This is a genomic window from Devosia ginsengisoli (assembly GCF_007859655.1).
In the GTDB taxonomy this organism is placed as follows: domain Bacteria; phylum Pseudomonadota; class Alphaproteobacteria; order Rhizobiales; family Devosiaceae; genus Devosia; species Devosia ginsengisoli.
In genome coordinates, this window is record NZ_CP042304.1 from 2,973,494 (window position 1) to 2,994,923 (window position 21,430).

Below are 21,430 nucleotides of genomic sequence, written 5' to 3' on the forward strand. Positions count from 1 at the left end.
CAGCGATCCCCCACGTCAAGACGCAGCATGACGCGTCAATCTCTTTGAGAGCCTTACATAACCTCAGGCTTTTCGAAAGCTCTGTGTGGCCGGACGCACTGAGATGCGATAGTTCGGTGGAGCTCAGCTCCACCATTCCGATACCCCTGCTATAAACCCTACCTTGCGGCCTAGTCCGCCATGGCGTGGGCGCGTTCGAGGGCCAGTTCTTCCTGGGTCTTGGGCGGCGCATTCCTGGCCTTTTTGGGGCCGCGCAGCAGCAGGATCAGCGGGATCGAGGCGACGCTGAGCAGCATCATCAGCCAGAAATCGTCGAGATAGCTGAGGATGGCCGACTGCTGCTGTACAAGGCCGTTGATCATGGAGACGATCTGCGGATCACCCGACAGCAGACCCGGCATCTGGGTTTGCACGGCCTGCGAGGTGGGCGTGAGCCTTGCGGCGAGTTCGGCGTGGTTGACCTGCATCATGCTGGCCAGCACGGCCGAGACCAACGAAATGCCGATGCCTTGGCCCATATTGCGCACCAGGCTGAACATGGCCGTGGCATCGGTGCGCATGCGCGGGGCCAGGGTGGCAAAGGCCATGGTGGAGAGCGGCACGAACAGGAAGCCCATGCCGAAACCCTGCAGCGCCCCGGTGATGACGATGGGCCAATAGTCCATTTCCAGGTTGAAGCTGGTCATCATCCACAGCGAATAGCTCATCAGGATGGCGCCGAAGAGCATCATCAGGCGTGCATCCACCTTGCCGCTGAACCGGCCGACGATCATCATCGCCACCATGGTGGCGACGCCCCTTGGCGCCATCAGCGTGCCGGTGAAAATCACCGAATAGCCCATCAGGTTCTGCAGCAGCGGCGGCAGGAGGGCGAGGCCGGAAAACAGGGTAATACCCATGACCAGCATAAACACCGAGGCCAGGACGAAATTGAAATCCTTGAACATGCGCAGGTCGACAAAGGGCTGCTCGGCCGTCAGCGAATGGACGACGAAGACCCAGAGGCCCGAGATGACGAGGCCCAGTTCCAGCCAGGTCTCGGTGGACTGGAACCAGCTGTTTTCCGCGCCGCGATCGAGCAGCAATTGCAGGGCGCCAACGGCCAGAGCCAGCATGCCGAAGCCGAAGAAATCGAAGCGCCGCCGCTTGATCTCGGTATTGGGCATATAGAGCAGGAGCATGGCGACGCAGAGCGCGCCGACCGGCACGTTGACCAGGAAAACCCAGCGCCAGTCGAAGCTCTCGGTGAGCCAGCCGCCCAGGGTCGGCCCGACAATGGGGGCGACCATGATGCCCATGCCATAGATGGCCATGGCCTGGCCGATCCGCTCCTTCGGGTTGATGTTGAGCATTACCGTCTGTGCCAGCGGAGCGATCATGGCACCGCACAGGCCCTGCAGGATGCGGAACAGCACCATTTCAGGCAGGCTGGTGGCGATGCCGCACAAAGCCGAGGCCAGGGTGAAGCCGATGACGGCGAAGAGGAACAGCCGCCGCTGGCCCAACCGGTCGCTCATCCAGCCGGTCAGCGGCGTGGCGATGGCCGCCGCCACGATATAGGAGGTGAGGACCCAGGTGATCTCGTTCTGCGCCGCGCCCAGGGCCGAGGCCATATGCGGCAGGGCCACATTGGCGATCGTGGTGTCGAGCACCTGCATGATGGTGCCCAGCATGAGCGCCACGGTGAGCAGGCCCTTGTTCTTGACGATCAGCGTGGGCTGGGAAACGGCATTGGCCATGATGGTATCCGAAGGATGGTGGCGCCCCGTGAGCCGGGCGCCGTGCCCTTATTGACCCTGGAGCTTGTCCAGCGTGGACTTGCCGGTATCGACGCTGACCAGCGCGCTCATGCCCGAGCGCAGGGCCACGTCGACACCATCCATGCCGAAATCGATGCGCACGGGAATGCGCTGCACGACCTTGACCCAGTTGCCGGTGGCGTTCTGCGCCGGGATCAGCGAGAATTCCGAGCCGGTGGCGGCGCCGATGCTCGAAACGGTGCCCTCGATCTCGACGCCTGGCATGGCGTCGATGGTGACCTCGGCCGGCATGCCGATACGGATGGCGCCGAGCTGGGTCTCCTTGAAATTGGCCTCTACCCAGGTGGAGCTGGTTTCAACCAGGCTGGCAATGGTGGTGCCGGCGCCAACGAACTGACCCACATTGAGGCTGGCGACCTGGCTCAGCACGCCGGCGGCCGGAGCGGCAACTTCGGTCTTACCGAGATTGCGTTCGGCCAGCGCAACCTGCGCCAGCGCCGTCTTGACCGCCGGATGGTCGTCGGTGGCGACCGCGGGATCGCCGCCCAGCGCGGCAGCGGCCGCGGCAACCTGCTGGTCGGCCGTGGCGACGGCATTCTGCGCCTGCTGCAGCGACAGCTTGGGCTGGTCGAGCGTGGCCGTCGAGGCGATGCCCTGGGTCACCAGGCTATTCTGCCGGTCGAAAGCGGCCTGCTGGATGGCCAGGGTATTCTGCGCGGCGGTCTGGGCGGTCTGGGCGGTGATATAGCCCACTTTGAGCTGCTCGACGGTGACACGGGCCGAGCCCAGCGCGGCATTGGCCTGGTCGAGCGCGATGCGATAGGGCTCGGGATCGATGGCGAACAATACGTCGCCCGCCTGCACCATTTGGTTCTCGGCGACATTCACCGTGGTGATGCGGCCGGCAATATCGGGCGAGATCGAGACCTTGACCTGCTGCAGATAGGCATTGTCGGTTTCTTCGTACCGACCGCCCGTGAGGTAGAAATAACCGCCCGCGGCCACCAGCAGCAGCGGCACGGCGACCATCAGCAGCAGGCGGCCGGGACGGCGCTTGCGGACCGGCGCTGCCACCTCGGGCGCTGCGGCCATTGCCGGCGCCGCCGCGGCCTCGCCGGACTTGGGTTCGGAGACATGGGCGTTCATCAGGCGTCTTCCTTCTGATCGGCGCGCGGGCCGTTGAGATTGTTGCGGATGCGCGTGAGGCCATTGGCCACCGCATCGAGCTCGGCCGGGCTCATGCCCAGCACGGCGGATTGGTAGAGTTCGACGCCCACGGCCTTGGCCGTGTCGTAGAGGGCCAGGCCCTCATCGGTCAGGCGGACGATCTTGGCGCGGCTGTCACTGGGATCCGGCTCGCGCCGGACCAGGCCCCGCTTTTCCAGCCGATCGAGAATGCCGCTGACGGTCATGGGGTCGGCATCGATGGCACCGGCCAGCACCACCTGCGACACCCCGCCCTTGCGGGCAAGCTCGGCTAGCGCGCGCCATTGCGGCAGCGTCAGGTCATGCCGGCGGGCTTCGTCCTCGAAACGACGACGAAAGGCCCGGGCGACCTCGTAGACCAGATAACCGACCGAAGCCTCGGTCGTGTTCGACGGTTCCATGGCATGCGGCTCCAACACAATGCCTACATATAATAAGCGAACTTATTATATGCCTAGTTAGTTTTGCGTGGCGGCCATTCGCGTCTTGCATGGAAGAGGGTGAGGCGTTGGGCGGTCAGGCCCGGCCCTTGCGCGCCGGCTTGCCCTCGGCCATGCGGCTCGAGGCGCGGGCGAAGCCTTCGGAAATGACGGCTTTCATGGCGAGGCGCGCTTCCTCGGCGTCGCCGGCTTCGATGGCGCGGGCAATGCGACCATGCGATTTGACGGCGGCCGCAGTGAGGGCCGCATCCTCGATGGGCGAGCTGATGGTGAAGGCCGCCGTGAGCGCCAGTTCGACCAGGGCGCTGACCGAGGCCATGAACGGATTGCCCGAGGCTTCGGCCACCATGCGGTGGAAGGCCAGGTCGGCGCGGGCGAATTCCTCGGGAGTTTTCGCCTCGCCCATGCCGACGGCAATGGCGATGAGGGCTTCGGCCTGCTGGTCGCTGCGGCGCTCGGCGGCAAGGGCGGCGGATTCCACTTCGACACCGATGCGGATTTCGGCCAGGCTCCGCAGCAGCGCGACATCCGGCCCGGTTTCGAAATGCCAGGCGAGCACGTCGGAATCGAACAGGTTCCAGCGCGAGCGGGGCAGCACGCGTGTGCCGATGCGAGCGCGCGCCTCGATCATGCCCTTGGCGGCCAGGGTCTTGAGCGCCTCGCGCAACACGGTGCGCGACACGGAAAACCGCGCCAGCAATTCGGTGTCGGAGGGCAGGATCGAGCCTTCAGGATAGTCGCCGCCCACAATGGCGACGCCCAGCTGCCACAGCACCAGCGAATGCAGGTTCCGCATCGGCACGCGGCCGGCGATCGAGGCGATCAGGTCGCCTGTCGTCCTTTGCGGTGCATCGCGCGTGACCATGGCCGCTCCCCAAACCATTAGTGTTACTTTTATGACCTATCCGACGCGGAGCCGGACGGCAACCGGCTGGACAGGGCTGGCTGCGGCGAGCGAGTGTAGCGGCAAAAAGGGAATCAACCACATGACCACCGCCAACCAGACCGAAGCCGTGCTCGCTCATGTCGATGCCGGGCTGAACCAGAGCCTCGAACGGCTCTATGCGCTGCTGCGCATCAAATCCATCTCGACCGACCCCGCCTATGCCGAGGAATGCCGGCGCGCCGCCGACTGGATCGCCAATGAGCTCAGGGGCCTAGGCTTTGACGCCGCAGCGCGGCCGACGCCGGGCCATCCTGTCGTCGTGGCGCATGGGCCGGAACAGGCCGGGCCGCATGTGCTGTTCTATGCCCATTACGACGTGCAGCCGGTCGACCCACTGGAGCTGTGGCATACCGACCCGTTCGAGCCGGTGCTGAAGAGTGACGACAAGGGCCGCAAGATCATCGTGGCGCGCGGGGCTTCAGACGACAAGGGGCAGATGCTGACCTTCATCGAGGCCTGCCGCGCCTGGAAGGAAGCCACGGGCAGCCTGCCTTTGCGCGTGTCGCTGATGCTGGAGGGCGAGGAGGAGAGCGGCGGCAAGAACCTGCCGCCCTTCATGGAAGCCAACAGAGCCGAACTGGCTGCGGCCGATATCGCTTTGGTCTGCGACACCGATATGTGGGACCGCCAGACGCCATCGATCACCACCATGCTGCGCGGGCTGGTGGCCGATGAAATCGAGATCACCTGCGCCAACAAGGACCTCCATTCCGGCATGTTCGGCAATGCGGCGCGCAACCCCAACCAGGTGCTGGCCGAGATCATTGCATCCTTGCGCGCGCCCGATGGCTCGGTAACCCTGCCCGGCTTTTACGACGACGTGGCCGAGATCAGCCCCGAACTCAAGGCGCAGTGGCAGGGGCTGGGCTTTGACGAGGCAGCCTTCCTCGGCGAGGCCGGGCTATCGCTGCCCGCCGGGGAACAGGGCCGTTCGGTACTCGAAATGCTGTGGGCGCGGCCGACCTGCGAAATCAACGGCATGAGCGGCGGCTATACCGGCGATGGCTTCAAGACCGTGATCCCGGCCAAGGCCAGTGCCAAGATCAGCTTCCGGCTGGTCTCGGGCATGCAGCCGGACAAAATCCGCGCGGCCTTCCGCAAGCATGTCGAGGAACGCATTCCGGCCGACTGCTCGGTGACGTTCCACCCGCATGGCGGCTCGCCAGCCATTACCGTGCCTTCGGATGGTGTGCATCTGCGCCGGGCGCTGGAGGGGCTATCAGGCGAATGGGGTAAGCCGGCCGTGGTGACAGGCTCGGGCGGATCGATCCCCGTGGCGGGCGATTTCAAGCGCATCCTCGGGCTCGACACGCTGCTGATCGGCTTTGCCCACGTGGACGACCAGATCCACTCGCCGAACGAGAAATATGATCTCGACAGCTATCACCGGGGTATCAGGAGCTGGGTGCGGGTGCTGGCGAGCCTGGCGGCTTAGTCTCGATTCTTCCCCTCTCCCCTTGAGGGAGAGGGACGACCTGACGCGTTCAGCGGAAGGTCAGGGTGAGGGGTGCTGCGTTCGCCCATGCTTCTGAGCGTGGGGAGGAAACCCCTCATCCGCCCTTCGGGCACCTTCTCCCTCAAGGGGAGAAGGGGGTTCGGTGCTTGTTTGGCGATAGCGCCCTACAAATACATCACCGCCAGCATGGTGATGACCGCCGGGACGGTCTGGATGAACAGGATCTTCCGGCTGGCCGTGGCTGCGCCGAAAATGCCGGCCGCCGCCACGCAGGCGAGGAAGAACATGGCGATCTGCCAGGCGAATTCCGGGATCGGGTGGACGAGGCTCCAGATGAGGCCGGCGGCAAGGAACCCATTGTAAAGCCCCTGATTGGCGGCCAGCGACTTGGTCTGCGCGGCAAATTCCGGCGTCAGGTTGAAGGCCTTCTGGCCGCGCGGACCGGTCCACAGGAACATTTCGAGGATGAGAATGTAGATGTGGAGCAGAGCCACGAGGGCGATGAGAACAAGGGCGATGACGCTCATTTGGTCTTGGTCTTTCTCGGTTGTTCCATAGCATCCCATGAGGCGTGGCGAGCCTGCTCGGCCTCGTAGGCCGCATCCTGGTCCGGCAGAGCCTCGCGCGAGCCGCCCAGTTCCACCAGCCGGTCGATGGTGGGCTGCACGCCGGGGCCGGCCTGGTCGCAGGTTTCGGGGCGGTCGAGCGCATCGAAGGCCGGGCTGTAGAACCTGGTGTCATAATCATCGACGCTGAGGCGGAGCTGTTCGCGCGCCAGGATATCGGCGGAATCGGTCAGCAGCGACCATTCCTCATCGGTGATTTCATAGCCCGCACAATTGGACGAGACGACATTGGCGAGCACGACCTCGCTGAGAAAGGCCTCGGCTTCGGCGCCGGTCATGCTGCTGAGCTCGGGGAGTTGCACGTAAATCTTGCCATCGGCCAAAGCCGGGCTGGCAAGCAGGAGCGTGGTGGTCAGGGTGGCGAGGAAAGTCTTCATAGGTCCGGTCTCCGCTGCATAGGTCATGGCACGCCGCAAGGGTGGCGAGCAAGGCTGGCAGGCGGTTGCGGGGGAATTGGGGCGGGTTGGCAGATGCCTCAGTCGTCCTTCCCTCCCCCTTGTGGGGAGGGATCGAGGGTGGGGGTGGCCACAAGCACCGAGCTTGCGGGACCATACCCCCACCCGGCTCGATCACGGACTTAGCAAGCTAAGTCCTATCTCGCTGTCCCTCCCCACAAGGGGGAGGGACATTGGCTCCACTCCCGAGGCCGCATTGCACCCACTCGTGCGGGTTGATCCCGACCTAACCCGGTTGCCCGCCAATGGATTGCACCGCCCTCGCCCCTGCCTCAATGGCCTTGGTCAGCGCTTCCCGTTCGTCCTTCCCGGCCAGTTTTGCGGCGATGAAACCGGCAGCGAAGGCGTCGCCGGCGCCGGTGGAATCCACCACGGTCACCGCAGGTGCCGGCAGGTCGAGGCGGATGCCGGCGCGCGAACCGATGGCAGCACCCAGCCTGCCGCGCTTGATGAGGACGGTGTCGTAATGCGCGCCCAGAGCCTGCATCTGCGCCGCGTAGCCGGTGACGCCGGTCAGCGCTTCGGCTTCGCTTTCATTGGCGAAGATGGCATTGGCGCCTGATGTCCAGGCGAGGAATTGCGCCGCGCCGACTTCGAGCAGGAAGCCGACCGAGGCCGGATCGACCGCGATGGTGATGCCCCGCGCCTTGGCGGCGGCAAAGAGCGACTGCACGGCGGCGCGGGGGCCGGGCGCGAAAAAGCTGTAGCCCGAGACCATGACCATGCCGATATCGTCGAGCAGACCTTCGCCGAGATCGCCGGGCGAGAGGTTAAGATTAGCGCCGCGATCGGTCAAAAAGCTGCGCTCGCCATCGGGATCGACAATGGTCACCAGCACGCCCGAGGGCTGCTCCCTGTCGCCCGACAGCACCGGCACCACGCCCAGCCCGCGGAAATAGTTCTCATACATGGGTTTGTCGTCGGCCCCGACGCGGGCGGCGAAGGTGACATCGGCGCCCATGGCGCCCAGCCAGACCGCCTGATTGGCGCCCGAGCCGCCGGGGCGGCTGCGCACCGTGGCGCGACGGTCGCTGCCTTTGACGATCGGGCCTTCGGGAACCACGATGACATCAGTCATCACGTCGCCAACGACGAGAACCTTGCTGGTCATGCGCGGCGGACACCCGGCCTGGGCGTGGCGCGGGCAGCCATGGCCACAGCGATCTGCGCCCCGACCTTGGCGTTGTTCTCGACCAGCGCGATATTGGCGACCAGCGACTTGCCGTCGGTCAATTCGAAAATGCGCTTGAGCAGGAACGGGGTCAGGTCCTTGCGGGACACGCCTTCCTGCTCGGCGCCCTTGATGGCCTCGGCAATGCGCGCCTCGATGGCCGCAGGGTCGAGCGCATCGGCCTCGGGGATGGGGTTGGCGATCAGCACACCGCCCAGGCCGAGATCGATCTGCATGGCGACGACCTTGGCGATATCGGCCACGTCGTCAAAGCGGTGATCGACCTTGTGGCCGCTCTGGCGCGCCCAGAAGGCGGGGAAATCTTCGGTGCCATAGCCCAGAACGGGCACGCCATTGGTCTCGAGCACTTCGAGCGTCTTGGCGATATCGAGGATCGACTTGGCGCCGGCACAGACCACCGCCACCGGAGTGCGGCCGAGTTCCTGCAGGTCGGCGGAGATGTCGAAGGTTTCCTCGGCGCCGCGATGCACGCCCCCGATGCCGCCTGTGGCAAAGACATGAATGCCGGCCAAAGCGGCGATCTGCATGGTGGTGGCGACGGTGGTGCCGGCCATCTCGCCCTTGACCAGCAGCGCGGAAACATCGCGGCGCGACGCCTTGGCGGCCGTACCGCCTTCGAGCGCCAGGCGCTCGAGATCCTCGCCCGATACGCCGACGCAGAAGCGGCCGTCCATGATGGCGATGGTGGCGGGCACGGCGCCGTTCTGGCGGATCACCGCCTCGACATTTTTGGCCATTTCCAGGTTCTGCGGATAGGGCATGCCATGGGTGATGATGGTGGATTCCAGCGCCACGACCGGCTTGCCGGCTGCGAGCGCCTGCTTCACTTCGGGGCTGATGGACAGATAGGCCTTGGCGCTCATGGCACGCTCGCTTTCCAGATTGGGTCATTGGGCCGCTGCGGCCCCTGTTGCCGCGGGTTTTGCCCCTTGTGGAGCCGGGGCGTCAACCCCCGTGGAATCTTGCCGCGGGACGCTTGTCGCGTCAGAGATTTGGCTCTAGGTTGCCCTCGTAAACTCCAGCGTGGAAAGGGCACTTCGCTGCAGACGCTCATTGTTGATCGCGCCCCGCGCGCCGATCGATACGCGCCCGGCTCCGGGCCAGGTTCAGCCGATTTGCCCAGCGCTTCCCAGCGCTCTTTTTCGTACCAGCATGCCAGACCGGATATGACGATCCGGATACTCTGAGATGAGCGCCCGGGACTGACGTCTCGCGCCCCGGGGCGCGCCCGATTGCCGCGCCCACCGGCGCCGTACCGCCAAAAATACCAAACGACCGAACAGGAGCTCAATCCAGATGAACAAGTCGCTCGCGCTTGCCCTCGGCGCTATCATGGTCGCCAGCCCCGTGCTGGCCCAGGAAGAGGCCGTGCTCAACGTCTATAACTGGTCCGACTATATTGCCGAGGACACGATCGCCAATTTCGAGGCGGAAACCGGCATCAAGGTCAATTACGACGTCTACGACACCAACGAGATCGTCGATGCCAAGCTGCTGGCCGGCAATTCGGGCTATGATATCGTGGTGCCCTCGGGCAATTTCCTCGAGCGCCAGATCCAGGCCGGGCTGATCCTGCCGCTGGACAAGTCCAAGCTGACCAATCTGGGTAATCTCGATCCGGCCGTGATGGCCACCGCCGCCGGGCAGGACCCCGACAATGCCCATGCCGTGCCCTATATGATCAACACGATCGGCTATGGCTACAACACCGCCAAGGTGGCCGAGGCTTTGGGCGCCGATGCGCCCGTTGATAGCTGGGACCTGATCTTCAAGCCCGAATATGCCGAAAAGCTCGCCTCCTGCGGCATTTCCCTGCTCGACAGCCCCTCGGAAGTGACGGGCATTGCCCTGCACTATCTGGGGCTCGATCCCAATTCGGAGAGCGAGGAAGACCTGGCCAAGGCCGAGGAACTGCTGACCTCGATCAAGCCCTATATCCGCTATTTCCACTCGTCCCAGTATATCGATGACCTGGGCAATGGCGAAATCTGCGTGGCCCTGGGCTATTCGGGCGACATTTTCATCGCCGCCGACGCGGCCGCTGCCGCCGGTGCGGGCGTGGAAGTGCAATATGTGATCCCCAAGGAAGGGGCCGCGACCCTGTTCGACTTCCTGGCCATTCCCGCCGATGCGCCGCATCCGGAAAACGCCCACACCTTCATCAACTACATCCTGCAGCCCGAAGTGGTGGCCGCGATCACCAATTACGTGTTCTACGCCAACCCCAACCTGGCCGCGACCGAGTTCGTGGATGAAGAGGTCAAGAACAATCCGGGCATCTATGCCCCGGCCGAGACCATCGCCAAGGCCTTCGTCATGGGCGCGCACAGCCCCGATTTCGAGGAAGTGCTGACCCGCACCTGGACCCGGATCAAGACCGGCCAGTAACAAGCATCGGGGAGCGTCTCTGCGGCGCTCCCCGAGAGCCATCCTCTCGGGAGACCTCATGGTGAGCTTGTCGAACCACGAGGTCGGGCGAGTGGAGCTGTCGAAGGGGCACGACCTCGTCCTTCGACAGGCTCAGGATGAGGTCTACTGGTAGGGCCGCGGTCGCCGCGAGAGTTTAATGGCCAAGAAACCCCAGATCGCTGCCGACACCCGCCCCTGGCGCGACCCCGCCGCCAAGCCCTTCGTGCGCATCCGCAACGTCACCAAGAAATTCGGCGACGTCGCCGCCGTGTCCGACGTGTCGCTCGACATCTACAAGGGCGAATTGTTCTGCCTGCTGGGCGGCTCGGGCTCGGGCAAGTCGACGCTATTGCGCATGCTGGCCGGGTTCGAGCAGCCCACGGCCGGCCGCATCGAGATCGACGGCCAGGACATGACCGACGCGCCGCCCTATAACCGGCCGGTCAACATGATGTTCCAGTCCTATGCGCTGTTTCCGCATATGAATGTGGAACAGAACATCGCCTATGGCCTCAAGCGCGACGGCCTGCCGCGGCAGGAAATCGCCGAACGCGTGGCCGAATTGCTGGCTCTGGTGAAACTGCAGGATTACGGCAAGCGCCGGCCGCATCAATTGTCGGGCGGCCAGCGCCAGCGCGTGGCTTTGGCCCGCGCCTTGGCCAAGCGCCCCAAGCTGTTGCTGCTCGACGAACCGCTCGGCGCGCTCGACAAGAAGCTGCGCGAGGAAACCCAGTTCGAGCTGGTCAAGATCCAGGAAACGCTGGGCGTCACCTTCATCGTGGTGACGCATGACCAGGAAGAGGCGATGAGTCTCGCCACCCGCATCGGGGTGATGAACCAGGGCGAAATCGCCATGATCGGCGAGCCCACCGATATCTATGAATTCCCCAATTCGCGCTTCGTCGCCGGCTTTATCGGCTCGGTCAACATGGTGGAAGGCACCGTGACCGAGGACGAGCCGGACCATGTGCGCATCAGCTCGGCCGAGCTGGGCTGCGACATCCATGTCGGCCATGGCGTCGATTGCGCGCCCGAGCAGATCCTGTGGTGGGCCATTCGCCCGGAAAAGCTGCATCTGAGCCGCGAAAAGCCGGCCAATCCGTTCAATGCCAATGTGACCCACGGCATTGTCGAGGATATCGGCTATCTGGGCGACATGAGCGTCTATCAGGTCGTGCTCGACAGCGGCAAACGCCTGCGCGTGACCCAGACCAATACGGTGCGCGGCAACCCCGACGCCATCACCTGGGACGAGCCGGTCTATGTCACCTGGGGCGACACTTCAGGCTCGGTGCTGACGGTATGATCGGGACCGACACCCCCTCCCTAGCTTTGCCAAGGTCCTTCGGACCCGGCGCCGCTACCCTCCCCTCAAGGGGGAGGGTGGAGATCGCGTTCCGGGCAGCAAGGCTCCACAACACCGGGTCTACCCTCCCCCTTGAGGGGAGGGTAGCGCAGCTCGGCCCCGCGGGCCGTAGCGAAGCTAGGGAGGGGGTGTCGTGGCCTCCACTGGCTCGATGCCTGCCCGACCTTCGACACCCCCACCCCCAACCCCTCCCCTCAAGGGGGAGGGGAGCAGCATCGGTGCGAACCCCATGACCACGGCGCACGAACCCACCATTCCTCCACCGCGCCGGCTGCGCCCGTGGAACGTCGTGGAGCGGCGGCTGGCGCGTGTCGGCATTACCGGGCGCATGCTGGTGCTGGCCGCGCCGGTGCTGTGGCTGCTGGTGTTCTTTCTCGTGCCGCTGGCCGTGGTCTTCGGCATTTCGCTGGCCACCAAGCAGTTCGGCCGCCCGCCCTATTCGGCGCTGCTCTCGACCGAAGAGGGCACGGTGCAGTTGACGCTGCATCTCAACAATTACATTCGCCTCTTCACCGACAATCTCTATGTCGCGGCCTATCTGAGCTCAATTCGCATCGCGGCCATCGCCACCGTGATCACGCTCTTCATCGGCTATCCCATGGCCTATGCCATTGCCCGCGCGCCTGACCGCTGGCGCAATATATTGCTGATGCTGGTGGTGCTGCCCTTCTTCACCTCTTTCCTGCTGCGCGTCTATGCACTGACCGGCTTCATGCGTGGCAATGGGGTGATCAACCAGTTCCTGGGCCTGTTCGGGGTTCCGCCGCTGGTGATGATGCAGACCGATTTTGCCGTCTATGTCGGCATCGTCTATACCTACCTGCCCTTCATGATCCTGCCGCTCTATACGACGCTGGTGAAGCTCGACGTATCGCTGTTCGAGGCCTCGGCCGATCTGGGCGCCCGGCCCTTGCGCACCTTCCTGTCGGTCACCCTGCCGCTGTCGCTGCCCGGCATCGTCGCCGGCTCCATGCTGGTCTTCATCCCGGCCATCGGCGAATTCGTCATTCCCTCGCTGCTGGGCGGGCCAGAGACGCTGATGATCGGGCGCGTGCTGTGGGACGAATTCTTCAGCTCGACCAACTGGCCGCGCGCCGCCGCCGTGGCCATGGCCATGCTGGTCGTTGTCGTCGTGCCCATCATGCTGCTGCAACGCGCGCAAAGCGCCGTGGTGGAGAAGTAGCATGCGCCGGGGCTGGTTCCTTCCCATCGCCGCCGCTCTGGGCTTCGCATTTCTCTATGCGCCCATCGTGAGCCTCGTCATCTTCTCGTTCAACGAAAGCCGGCTGGTGACCGTGTGGTCGGGTTTTTCGACCAAGTGGTATGGCGAGCTGTTCAACGACCCGCAATTGCTCGGCGCCGCATGGCTCAGCCTGCAGATCGCCGCGCTCAGCGCCACGATCGCGCTGGTGCTGGGAACGCTGGCCGCCGTGGCTCTGGTGCGCTTCCGCCGCTTCAAGGGCCGGACGCTGTTCTCAGGCATGGTCTCGGCGCCGCTGGTCATGCCCGACGTGATCACGGGCCTGGCTCTGCTGCTGCTGTTCGTGGCCATGGAATCCACTTTGGGTTGGCCGCAGGGCCGCGGCATGCTGACCATCGTCATCGCCCATGCCACCTTCTGCACCGCCTATGTCTGCGTGGTCGTGCAATCGCGGCTGTCCGATTTCGACCGGAGCCTGGAAGAAGCGGCCATGGACCTGGGCGCCTCGCCGATCCGCACCTTCTTCGACATCACCCTGCCCATCATCGCCCCGGCGCTGGTCTCCGGCTGGCTGCTCGGCTTCACCCTGTCGCTGGACGATCTGGTCATTGCCAGCTTCGTCTCGGGCCCGGGCTCGTCCACCCTGCCCATGGTGATCTTTTCCAAGGTCAAGCTGGGCGTGTCGCCCGACGTCAATGCGCTGGCGACGATCATCATCGGCATCGTGGCTTTGGGCGTGCTGGCGGCAACAATTTTGCAATTGCGGGCACGGCCGAAACGGGCGCGGGGCTAGGACAGCTCTACCGAGGCTATGAAGCCGACAATCAACAGCACGCCCAGGCCCATCAGAACCAAATCCAACCTGCTTTCAGAACCGGTCAGGGCCTTGATTAATCTGGCGGGAGCGTCCACGCCTTCCGTGTTGTGAGACGGCGAGATTTTCCGCTGTTCGCCGGCGGTGATATCCGCGCGGGTGAATATCCGGATGGCACCAAAGATGAATGCGGCCAGGCCGATCAGCGGCAGATAGAGTTGCAACTCGGCCATGTAGCCCTCCTTGGCGAGCGCGATTGTCGGCGCGTTCGAAGCAAGCCGCAAGCACATCCCGCTCATCCAGGACTGGACAGGCGCGATAAACGGGGTCATGCTCCTGTCATGTTCAACCAACGCGAAGGAGGTGATCCAGTGACTTTTGAGATTTTGGCGCTCGAAGAAGGCCTGGGATATGTGGTGCTGATCGGGAGTGATCTCGGCTAGCACACGCCTCCTCGGCACTTCGGGCCGATAAACTCAGGAAGGGTCGTCCCCCGGGGCGGCCCTTTTTGTTTGCCGCTCCCCACAGGGACGGCCCTTTTTGCTGCGTACTTGACGAAGACGGCCAAGCCATTGATACCGCTGCCAGCTTTGTTGGAGTGCCTGCCATGTCCTCGGCCAGTTTCGTCCTCACCCTCAGCTGCGCCGACCGCCCCGGCATCGTCGCTGCCATCACCACCGAACTGGCGGCCTTGGGCGCCAATATCGCCGAATCCAACCAGTTCTGGGATCGCGAAACCGACCGCTTCTTCATGCGGCTGGCCTTTACCGCGCCCGATGGCGTGGGGCGCGACACCATCGAGCGGGCGCTGAAATCACCCATCGAGCGCTTTTCGATGAAGACGAGCCTGACCGATGATGCGCGCAAGAAGCGCGTGGTCATCATGGTCAGTAAGTTCGACCACACGCTGCTGCACCTGCTTTATCAGATCCGTGTCGGCTGGCTCGATGCGGAGGTCGCGGCGATCATTTCCAACCATGACGATACGCGCAGGATTGCCGAGGATGCCGGCATCCCCTTCCACCTGCTGCCGGTGAGCAAAGACACCAAGACGGCGCAGGAGGAGCAGGTGCTGGCTTTGGTCAAACAGACCGGCGCCGACCTCGTCGTGCTGGCGCGCTATATGCAGGTGCTGTCGGACAATCTGTCGACGCGGCTGTTCGGGCAGGTGATCAATATCCACCACTCCTTCCTGCCCAGCTTCAAGGGCGCCAAGCCCTATCACCAGGCCCATGAGCGCGGGGTGAAGATCATCGGCGCCACGGCGCATTATGTGACGCCGGACCTGGATGAAGGCCCGATCATCGAGCAGGAAACCGCCCGCGTGACCCATGCCATGAGCCCCGACGATCTCGTGGCCGCCGGGCGGGATATCGAAAGCCGCGTGCTGGCGCGGGCGGTGAAGCTGCACCTGGAAAACCGGGTCATGCTGAATGGCAAGAAGACGGTGGTGTTTGGGTAGGGGATACCCCCTCCTAACCTCCCCCTGATAGGGGGAGGAACAGATCGAGCTTATGGCACGATCTTGCCCCAACCACTGCGCGGCTCCTCCCCCTATCAGGGGGAGGTTGGGAGGGGTATCCGCTAAACCGGCAAATCTTCCAGCCGGAGCGAGTCCGCCAGCGTCGTATGGTCCAGCACGTCGCGGGTGGCCAGGGTCACGCGCTCGAAGACATGGCGGATTTCACAGGACGCCTCGTCGCGGCAATCCTTGCAGCGCTTATAGGCGATCTTGGAAAGGCAGGGCAGCGGCGCGACCGGCCCGTCGATCAAGCGCAGCACTTCGCCGAACATGATCTCCTCGGGCGCCCGCAACAGCTCGTAGCCTCCCGCGCGGCCGCGCCGGCTGGCGACGAAGCCGGCCCGTTTCAACTCGAGCAAGATCTGCTCGAGGAACTTCTTGGGAATGGCCTGTTGCTTGGAAATCTCGCCGATCATCATGGTTTCACCGCGCTCGGCCCGTGCGAGGGAGACCAGCGCGCGCAAGGCATATTTGGCTTTCTGCGAAATCATCGGCCCACATATTCCTGGCGCGCCCGCGCGGCGCGCCGAAACTCGACGGGAGCAGAAGAGCCTGCCCCTAACTTCTATGCGCCCCACGCCAAGCCTTTGACAAGACCTGCAATCCACGTGGAAACGCTACTCTGGCGGCCATCTAGCTTTTGGGCTCTGGCACCACCGGCGGCACAGTATTGCGCTCTTCGGTTTCACTGTCGTCTACGGGCGGGGCAATGCCGCCCTCATTGGTCTCGTCATCGGCCTCCCGCTCGGTCTCCGCTTCGATCTCGGCTGCGGTCTCCGGCTCGGGTTCCGCAGGAGTATCAGGCTGAGGTTCAGGCTCGGCGTCCGGAGCGGCGTCCGGCTCAATTTCAGGCTCGGCTTCGGTCTCTGCGGGCGTCTCGGCAACCGGCTCGACCGGGGGTGGCACCACGACTTCATCGATGGCGGCTGGCGCCTCGCCGATGGCTTCGACGGGGGCGGGTTCGGTTTCTTCACCGGCCGGCGCCTCGTCCGCGGGCGGGGGCAATTCGATGACGGTTTCCGGTTCGGTGGCGACCACTTCGGCGACGACGGGCGCCGCGGCGGCCTTTTCGAGCAGGTTTTCCACCACAGGCAGCTTGGGCTCTTCGGGCACGGGCATGGCCGGGGCGGCCATGTCGCCGCCATCGCCGCGCAGGAAGGTCAGGATGCCCTTGCCGATCTCGCGCTCGCCCCTGATAACCGCGGTGGCGCCGAGATTGCGCAGGAAGTCTTCCTCTTCCTCGGAATAGGCGCGGGCGATGATGGAAATGCCCGGATTGAGCTTGCGGCCGGATTCGCAGACCGTGCCGGCCTCGAAGGCATTGGAAATGGCGATCAGCAGGTTGCGGGCCTGCGGCAGATTGGCGAGCCTGAGCGTATCCAGGCTGGCGGCATTGCCGAAGACGACTTCGAGCCCCTCGGCCCGCGCCGCCGCGACATCGTGGTCGGAATCTTCGATCACCACGAGACCGCCGCCGTCCTCCTTGATGCCGGCGGCGAGGATACGGCCAACCTGGCCATAGCCGACCAGCACGGTATGACCGGTCTGGTGGGAGGGCTCGCCGGTATCGTCATCGGCGCCGGGCGCGCCGCTATCGACCGCTGCTTCGCTGGGCGCGTCACTGGTGATGGGGCCATTGGCGGCTTCGGACAATTCACCGGGCTCGATGCGCGGGCCATCCTGCCCTGTCTGAGCGGCCTTGCGCGCTGCCGCCTTGGCTTCGAGGCGCGGCTTGGCCAGGTCGACCGCCCAGAACACGACCGGATTGAGGATGATCGACACCACCGATCCGGCCAGCACCAGATCCTGGGCTTCCTTGGGCATGATGGCCAGGGCCACGCCCATGCTGGCGATGATGAAGGAGAATTCGCCGATCTGCGCCAGCGAGGCCGAAATGGTCAGCGCCGTCGATACCGGTCGCCGGAACAGCAGCACGATGCCGAAGGCGGCCAGCGACTTGCCGATGACGATGATAAAGACCGTCGCCAGCAGCGGCAGCGGATCCTCGACAATGGTCGTGGGGTCGAACAGCATGCCGACCGACACGAAGAACAGCACCGAGAAAGCGTCGCGCAGCGGCAGGGTTTCCTGCGCCGCGCGGTGGCTGAGCTCGCTCTCGGAGAGGATCATGCCGGCAAAGAACGCGCCCAGGGCCAGCGAGACGCCGAACAGCACGGCCGACCCCAGCGCCACGCCCAACGCAATGGCCAGCACCGCCAGGCGGAACAGTTCGCGGCTGCCGGTATGGGCCGTGCCATGCAGGGCCCAGGGAATGATGCGGCGGCCGACGATGAGCATGAAGCCGACAAAGCCGGCAATCTTGATCGCGGTGAGCGCGATCACGCCCCAGATGCCGATGCCGCCGCCAACCAGCCGCTCGACAAACGACACGAAGGGGTCATGCGGGGCATTTTCGCTGCCGCTCAAGGCGGCGAAGGCCGGGATCAGCACCAGCGCCAGGATACAGACCAGGTCTTCGACGATCAGCCAGCCCACGGCGATGCGGCCGCGCTCGGTTTCGAGCAGGCGCCGGTCCTGCATGGCCTTGAGCAGCACCACGGTGGAGGCGCAGGACAGGGCCAGCCCGAAGAGCAGGGACGCTCCCATGTCCCAGCCCAGCAAGCTGCCAAGCCCGAAGCCGAGCAGCGTCGCCAGCGCGATCTGGCCAACCGCGCCGGGAATGGCCAGCGCCCGCACGCTCAGCAGGTCCTTGAGCGAAAAATGCAGCCCGACGCCGAACATGAGCAGGATCACGCCCAGCTCGGCCAGTTCGGCGCCGACCGCCTGATCGGCCACGAAACCGGGCGTATAGGGCCCAGCCAGAACGCCGGCAAACAGATACCCCACCAGCGGCGGCATCTTGAAGCGATTGGCGATCATGCCGAAGATATAGGCCAGCACCAGACCCGCGACGATCGTTGTGATCAGGGGGGTGTCGTGGTGCATGATGCCTCCGTCTAGGGGGATGATCCGGGCTGCTGGAAATCTCTACGGGCAAAATGGGGTATAGGGCCCCGATGCGCAAGCACCGCCGTTGCAAGAAACGTCAGCAATTTGGTCTACTTGGCGAAAGATTTCGCCGCCAACAGAACAGTCGCCGGACTTTGGCTTTGTTATGGCATTACGGCGCGGTCAGGACACGACGGTGATCTTTTCGGCGGCGCGGGTAATGCCGGTATAGAGCCAGCGCGCCCGCTCCTCGCGGAACACGAAGCTCTCGTCGAACAGATAGACATTGTCCCACTGGCTGCCCTGCGCCTTGTGGACGGTGAGGCAGTAGCCGAAGGTGAACTCGTCAAACTGGCGGCGCTCGGGCCAGCTCATCGTATCTTCCTCGCCCGAGAAGAAGGCCTTGTGCGTCAGCACCCGCGCCTCGCCCTTGCCCTCGTCGGCGCCCAGCAGCAGCGAATATTTGCCATTGGTCCGCTTGGTCACTTCGGTGACAATCCAGATCTGCCCGTTGAGCAGCTTCTTGCGCGGATTGTTCCTGAGGCACACCATGCGGTCGCCCTCGACCGGCTCGTGGAAGGGTAGGCCTTTCAGCTCACGCAGGCGGTCATTGTATTGCAGGCGCGTCTTGTTGCGGCCCACCAGCACCTGGTCGGCCTCCAGCACAGCATTGCGATCGACATTGTCGCGGCCCACCACGATGGAATCGCCATAGGTACCGCGCTCGAGAAAGCCGCCCTCGCGCACCTGCATGGAGAGGTGGATGATGGGATTGTCGGCCGCCTGCCGGTGGATTTCGGTGAGCATGATATCGGGCTCGTCGGCGGTGAAGAAGCCGGCGCCCTGCACCGGCGGCAGCTGGAACGGATCGCCCAGCACCAGCACCTTGACCCCGAAGCTGAGCAGGTCCTTGCCCAATTGCTCATCGACCATCGAGACTTCGTCGATGACGATGAGATCGGCATCGGCGGCCGGGCTTTCATCATCGAGCACGAAGCGCGGCTCGCCCTCCTTTTCGCTGACCAGAGTATAGATCAGGCTGTGGATGGTCTGGGCGCCCTTGCAGCCGCGCTTGCGCATGACCAGCGCCGCCTTGCCGGTAAAGGCGGCATATTTGACCGACCGCACATCCTGCGCCAGATGCACGGCGAGCGTCGACTTGCCGGTGCCGGCCCAGCCGAACAGGCGGAAGACCTGCGGGCCGTTCCGGTCCTTGAGCCAATCGGACACAGCCTTGAGTGCCGCATCCTGCTGGGGCGACCAGACCGGCATCAGGCGATCCGCGTCCTGACCGTGCCAATACCGGCAATGGCGCCTTCCAGCACATCGCCGCGCACCACCGCGCTGACGCCGGCCGGGGTACCGGTCATGATGATATCGCCGGCCTTAAGGGCCACGAAAGTGCTGAGATAGGCGATGGTATCGGGCACATTCCAGATCTGGTCGGCGAGATCGCCGCGCTGGCGCTCGACGCCATTGACCGAAAGCGTGATGGCGCCGCTATCGGGGTGGCCGATGGCGCTTGCTGGTTCGATCGTGCCTATGGGGGCGGAATGGTCGAAGCCCTTGGCCATGTCCCAGGGGCGGCCGGCCTTCTTGGCCTGCGCCTGGACGTCCCGCCGCGTCATGTCGAGGCCTACGGCATAGCCATAGACGTGGTTCAGAGCATCACCCGAAGCGATGTCGGCACCGTCCTTGCCGATGGCGACGACCAGTTCGATCTCGTGGTGGAAATCACTGGTCTGGCTCGGATAGGGGATATCGGCGCCGCCCACCACGATAGCGTCGGCCGGCTTGCCGAAGAAGAAGGGCGGATCGCGCGTGTCATTGCCCATTTCCACGACATGCTCGGCATAGTTGCGGCCGACGCAATAGACGCGCCGCACGGCGAACAGCCCGCCGCGGGCGATCGGGATGGTGACCGGCGCATGGGGCTCGAACAGAAAATCAGCCACGCTTGAACTCCTCGGCATAGGGGGCGATCAGGTCGAGGTCGATCTTGCCCAGCCTATCCTGTGCGGTGAAGCTCTGGTGCCAATAGGGATAGAGCAAAGGCGGCTGGCTGGCCGCATCGAGCCGGGCGCGCTCGTCCGGGGTGAGTTCAAGGCTGGCGGCTGCCAGGTTGTCCTGGAACTGCGCCTCGTTGCGCCCGCCGATGATGACCGAAGTCACCCCCGGCCGCCCAAGCAGCCAGGCGAGGGCCACCTGCGCGCCGGAAACGCCGCGCGTCTCGGCAACGGAAACGAGAACGTCGATGACATCGTAGAGCTTGTCCCAGTCATAGACCGGCGGCTCGCGGAAGCCGCCGACATGCCGGCCCGATTTCGGCCCGCCATCGCGGCGATATTTGCCAGAGAGCAGCCCACCGGCCAAAGGCGACCAGATCAGAATACCCAGGCCCTGGTCCTGGCTGATCGGGATCAGTTCATATTCGGCTTCGCGCGAATGCAGCGTGTAGTGGATCTGCTGGGAGATGAAGCGCTCGCCATGGCGGGCGCCCGCCGCAGCCAGGGCCTTGCTGATATGCCAGCCGGCATAATTGGAGCAGCCGATATAGCGGACCTTGCCCGACTTCACGAGCGTATCGAGCGCCTCCATCGTTTCCTCGATGGGCGTCTGCCCGTCCCATTCATGGACCTGGTAGAGGTCGATGACATCGGTCTGCAGCCGGCGCAGGCTGGCTTCGGCCTGGGCGATGATGTGATGGCGGCTCAGCCCGATCTCGTTGGGTCCGTCGCCCATCTTGAAGCGGACCTTGGTGGCGACCAGCGTTTTCTGGCGGCGGCCGTTCTCGGCCAGCGCCACGCCGATCATCTCCTCGGAGACGCCGGCATTGTAGACATTGGCGGTGTCGAGCAGGTTGATGCCGGCATCGAGGCAGAGGTCGATCTGGCGCGTTGCATCGGCCTGTTCGGTATGGCCGACCTTTTCCGAGCCGCCAAAGGTCATGGTGCCCATGGTCAAAACAGAGACCTTGAGGCCGGAGCGGCCCAGATAGCGGTATTGCATCGGCATTCCTCGTTTGTTCTGGCCGCGATAGGGCTAAAGGGCAAACGGAGTCGGGTCAATGTGCTCTGTGCCGCCTCCC

General features: G+C 64.5%; 19 protein-coding genes and 1 pseudogene. 6 read left to right on the forward strand and 14 right to left on the reverse strand.

The genetic code is table 11. The features are described 5' to 3' along the window. Positions 1-170: 170 nt before the first annotated feature. From FPZ08_RS14450 to FPZ08_RS14465, 4 genes are all read right to left on the reverse strand, one after another. A complete protein-coding gene (locus tag FPZ08_RS14450) occupies positions 171-1,739 on the reverse strand; it encodes a DHA2 family efflux MFS transporter permease subunit (RefSeq protein WP_146290651.1) in 1,569 nt (522 codons plus the stop codon). A gap of 48 nt (positions 1,740-1,787) precedes the next feature. Then, the gene (locus FPZ08_RS14455) at positions 1,788-2,906 is read right to left on the reverse strand and encodes an HlyD family secretion protein (protein ID WP_146290652.1); all 1,119 of its coding nucleotides are present in this window, start codon (positions 2,904-2,906) and stop codon (positions 1,788-1,790) included. Next, positions 2,906-3,367, reverse strand: a complete 462-nt coding sequence (locus FPZ08_RS14460; protein WP_146290653.1) for a MarR family winged helix-turn-helix transcriptional regulator — start codon at positions 3,365-3,367, stop codon at positions 2,906-2,908. The genes FPZ08_RS14455 and FPZ08_RS14460 overlap by 1 nt, the downstream gene beginning before the upstream one ends. Before the next feature lie 115 nt (positions 3,368-3,482). After that, positions 3,483-4,271, reverse strand: coding sequence for a FadR/GntR family transcriptional regulator (locus FPZ08_RS14465; RefSeq protein ID WP_246132666.1), 789 nt, complete (start codon positions 4,269-4,271; stop codon positions 3,483-3,485). A 121-nt stretch (positions 4,272-4,392) separates the two neighbouring features. On the opposite strand from FPZ08_RS14465, the gene FPZ08_RS14470 reads away from it, so the two are divergent. Continuing rightward, positions 4,393-5,787 carry a M20/M25/M40 family metallo-hydrolase gene (locus tag FPZ08_RS14470; RefSeq protein WP_146290654.1) on the forward strand — a complete coding sequence of 465 codons (1,395 nt, stop codon included), beginning with the start codon at positions 4,393-4,395 and terminating at the stop codon, positions 5,785-5,787. Between the two features lie 185 nt (positions 5,788-5,972). Here the strand turns inward: FPZ08_RS14470 and FPZ08_RS14475 are convergent, their stop codons facing one another. The 4 genes from FPZ08_RS14475 to FPZ08_RS14490 form a co-directional block, all read right to left on the reverse strand. Next, positions 5,973-6,335: a DUF1304 domain-containing protein gene (locus FPZ08_RS14475; RefSeq protein WP_146290655.1), complete on the reverse strand. Its 363-nt coding sequence runs from the start codon at positions 6,333-6,335 to the stop codon at positions 5,973-5,975. Beyond that, entirely contained in the window at positions 6,332-6,811 is a 480-nt protein-coding gene (locus FPZ08_RS14480) for a hypothetical protein (RefSeq protein ID WP_146290656.1), read from the reverse strand. The genes FPZ08_RS14475 and FPZ08_RS14480 overlap by 4 nt, the downstream gene beginning before the upstream one ends. A gap of 304 nt (positions 6,812-7,115) precedes the next feature. After that, positions 7,116-8,000 (reverse strand): carbohydrate kinase family protein, encoded by an 885-nt coding sequence (locus tag FPZ08_RS14485; RefSeq protein WP_146290657.1) that lies wholly within the window; start codon positions 7,998-8,000, stop codon positions 7,116-7,118. Continuing rightward, positions 7,997-8,944 (reverse strand): pseudouridine-5'-phosphate glycosidase, encoded by a 948-nt coding sequence (locus FPZ08_RS14490; protein ID WP_146290658.1) that lies wholly within the window; start codon positions 8,942-8,944, stop codon positions 7,997-7,999. The genes FPZ08_RS14485 and FPZ08_RS14490 overlap by 4 nt, the downstream gene beginning before the upstream one ends. A gap of 433 nt (positions 8,945-9,377) precedes the next feature. On the opposite strand from FPZ08_RS14490, the gene FPZ08_RS14495 reads away from it, so the two are divergent. From FPZ08_RS14495 to FPZ08_RS14510, 4 genes are all read left to right on the forward strand, one after another. After that, complete coding sequence (locus FPZ08_RS14495; RefSeq protein WP_146290659.1) at positions 9,378-10,469, forward strand: polyamine ABC transporter substrate-binding protein; 1,092 nt, start codon at positions 9,378-9,380, stop codon at positions 10,467-10,469. A 178-nt stretch (positions 10,470-10,647) separates the two neighbouring features. Beyond that, positions 10,648-11,796 (forward strand): ABC transporter ATP-binding protein, encoded by a 1,149-nt coding sequence (locus tag FPZ08_RS14500; protein WP_146290660.1) that lies wholly within the window; start codon positions 10,648-10,650, stop codon positions 11,794-11,796. Between the two features lie 289 nt (positions 11,797-12,085). After that, positions 12,086-13,039 (forward strand): ABC transporter permease subunit, encoded by a 954-nt coding sequence (locus FPZ08_RS14505; RefSeq protein WP_146290661.1) that lies wholly within the window; start codon positions 12,086-12,088, stop codon positions 13,037-13,039. A gap of 1 nt (position 13,040) precedes the next feature. Beyond that, positions 13,041-13,850, forward strand: a complete 810-nt coding sequence (locus tag FPZ08_RS14510; protein WP_146290662.1) for an ABC transporter permease subunit — start codon at positions 13,041-13,043, stop codon at positions 13,848-13,850. Here FPZ08_RS14510 and FPZ08_RS14515 read toward each other — a convergent pair. Then, positions 13,847-14,317 (reverse strand): hypothetical protein, encoded by a 471-nt coding sequence (locus FPZ08_RS14515; protein ID WP_146290663.1) that lies wholly within the window; start codon positions 14,315-14,317, stop codon positions 13,847-13,849. The two genes, FPZ08_RS14510 and FPZ08_RS14515, sit on opposite strands and share 4 nt — an antisense overlap. A gap of 161 nt (positions 14,318-14,478) precedes the next feature. On the opposite strand from FPZ08_RS14515, the gene purU reads away from it, so the two are divergent. Further along, complete coding sequence (gene purU / locus FPZ08_RS14520; protein WP_146290664.1) at positions 14,479-15,333, forward strand: formyltetrahydrofolate deformylase; 855 nt, start codon at positions 14,479-14,481, stop codon at positions 15,331-15,333. Between the two features lie 122 nt (positions 15,334-15,455). Here purU and FPZ08_RS14525 read toward each other — a convergent pair whose 3' ends face one another. The 5 genes and pseudogenes from FPZ08_RS14525 to FPZ08_RS14545 form a co-directional block, all read right to left on the reverse strand. Beyond that, complete coding sequence (locus FPZ08_RS14525; RefSeq protein ID WP_146290665.1) at positions 15,456-15,884, reverse strand: RrF2 family transcriptional regulator; 429 nt, start codon at positions 15,882-15,884, stop codon at positions 15,456-15,458. Between the two features lie 670 nt (positions 15,885-16,554). Continuing rightward, positions 16,555-18,339 (reverse strand): annotated as a pseudogene (locus tag FPZ08_RS14530) (cation:proton antiporter domain-containing protein); the annotation flags it as partial. A 186-nt stretch (positions 18,340-18,525) separates the two neighbouring features. Then, complete coding sequence (locus tag FPZ08_RS14535) at positions 18,526-19,614, reverse strand: ATP-dependent DNA helicase (RefSeq protein WP_146290667.1); 1,089 nt, start codon at positions 19,612-19,614, stop codon at positions 18,526-18,528. After that, positions 19,614-20,297 (reverse strand): fumarylacetoacetate hydrolase family protein, encoded by a 684-nt coding sequence (locus FPZ08_RS14540; RefSeq protein WP_246132667.1) that lies wholly within the window; start codon positions 20,295-20,297, stop codon positions 19,614-19,616. Before FPZ08_RS14540 ends, FPZ08_RS14535 begins: the two co-directional genes overlap by 1 nt. Beyond that, positions 20,290-21,351 carry an aldo/keto reductase gene (locus FPZ08_RS14545; RefSeq protein WP_146290669.1) on the reverse strand — a complete coding sequence of 354 codons (1,062 nt, stop codon included), beginning with the start codon at positions 21,349-21,351 and terminating at the stop codon, positions 20,290-20,292. The genes FPZ08_RS14540 and FPZ08_RS14545 overlap by 8 nt, the downstream gene beginning before the upstream one ends. Positions 21,352-21,430 lie beyond the last annotated feature (79 nt).